This is a genomic window from Undibacterium sp. MH2W (assembly GCF_049340215.1).
Taxonomy (GTDB): Bacteria; Pseudomonadota; Gammaproteobacteria; order Burkholderiales; family Burkholderiaceae_D; genus Undibacterium.
This window is the reverse complement of record NZ_JBMPPA010000017.1, coordinates 1-1,712: the sequence shown is the minus strand read 5'-3', so window position 1 is coordinate 1,712 and position 1,712 is coordinate 1. Positions and strand designations below refer to the sequence as shown.

Below are 1,712 nucleotides of genomic sequence, written 5' to 3'. Positions count from 1 at the left end.
ATGTTCACGAAGCAATCGGAAGTGGTTCCAAGAAAAGCCTCTAAGCTTCAGTCATACGAGACCGTACCGCAAACCGACACAGGTGGGCGAGATGAGTATTCTAAGGCGCTTGAGAGAACTCGGGAGAAGGAACTCGGCAAATTGGTACCGTAACTTCGGGATAAGGTACGCCCTTGTAGTTTGACTGCCCTGCGGCAGAAGGATGAAGGGGTTGCAATAAACTGGTGGCTGCGACTGTTTAATAAAAACACAGCACTCTGCAAACACGAAAGTGGACGTATAGGGTGTGACGCCTGCCCGGTGCTGGAAGATTAAATGATGGGGTGCAAGCTCTTGATTGAAGTCCCAGTAAACGGCGGCCGTAACTATAACGGTCCTAAGGTAGCGAAATTCCTTGTCGGGTAAGTTCCGACCTGCACGAATGGCGTAACGATGGCCACACTGTCTCCTCCCGAGACTCAGCGAAGTTGAAATGTTTGTGATGATGCAATCTACCCGCGGCTAGACGGAAAGACCCCATGAACCTTTACTGTAGCTTTGCATTGGACTTTGAATCGATCTGTGTAGGATAGGTGGGAGGCTTAGAAGCGTGGACGCCAGTTTGCGTGGAGCCATCCTTGAAATACCACCCTGGTTTATTTGAGGTTCTAACCTTGGCCCGTAATCCGGGTCGGGGACAGTGCATGGTAGGCAGTTTGACTGGGGCGGTCTCCTCCCAAAGTGTAACGGAGGAGTTCGAAGGTACGCTAATTACGGTCGGACATCGTGATGATAGTGCAATGGCATAAGCGTGCTTAACTGCGAGACTGACAAGTCGAGCAGGTACGAAAGTAGGACATAGTGATCCGGTGGTTCTGTATGGAAGGGCCATCGCTCAACGGATAAAAGGTACTCTGGGGATAACAGGCTGATTCCTCCCAAGAGTTCATATCGACGGGGGAGTTTGGCACCTCGATGTCGGCTCATCACATCCTGGGGCTGTAGCCGGTCCCAAGGGTATGGCTGTTCGCCATTTAAAGTGGTACGTGAGCTGGGTTTAAAACGTCGTGAGACAGTTTGGTCCCTATCTGCCGTGGGCGTTGGAAGTTTGAAGGGGGCTGCTCCTAGTACGAGAGGACCGGAGTGGACGAACCTCTGGTGTATCGGTTGTCACGCCAGTGGCATTGCCGAGTAGCTATGTTCGGAAGAGATAACCGCTGAAAGCATCTAAGCGGGAAACTCGCCTTAAGATGAGACTTCCCAGAGACTTGATCTCTTTAAAGGGTCGTTCGAGACCAGGACGTTGATAGGCTGGGTGTGGAAGTGCAGTAATGCATTAAGCTAACCAGTACTAATTGCCCGTAAGGCTTGTCCCTATAACCTTAGCAGGTTGTAGGCTACGAGAGAAATTATGAAGTGAATGCCAAAGAGAGTTTGGTACGAATCATAACCATTAAAAAATGAATTAAGATGAGTGCGAAAGAGAGATGAGAATCAATCGGAGCGCACGATCTACGAAACTTCTTCTGAATTGGATTTGCTGTGTGCTGCAAAGTAGCGCATACACAGTAGATCGACAAGTTATGCCTGATGACCATAGCGAGTTGGTACCACCCCTTCCCATCCCGAACAGGACCGTGAAACGACTCTGCGCCAATGATAGTGCTGCAACCAGTGTGAAAGTAGGTTATCGTCAGGCTCCCTATTGCTACCCCTCTCTGCTATCGCAGTGA

General features: G+C 50.1%; 2 rRNA genes (1 of these 2 running past the window's edge). Both read left to right on the top strand.

The features are described 5' to 3' along the window. Positions 1–1,355, top strand: a 23S ribosomal RNA gene (locus ACO0K2_RS19625); it begins 1,619 nt to the left of the window's first position. 210 nt (positions 1,356–1,565) lie between these two features. Beyond that, positions 1,566–1,678: ribosomal RNA gene (gene rrf, locus ACO0K2_RS19620) — 5S ribosomal RNA — on the top strand. The last annotated feature ends 34 nt before the right edge of the window (positions 1,679–1,712 follow it).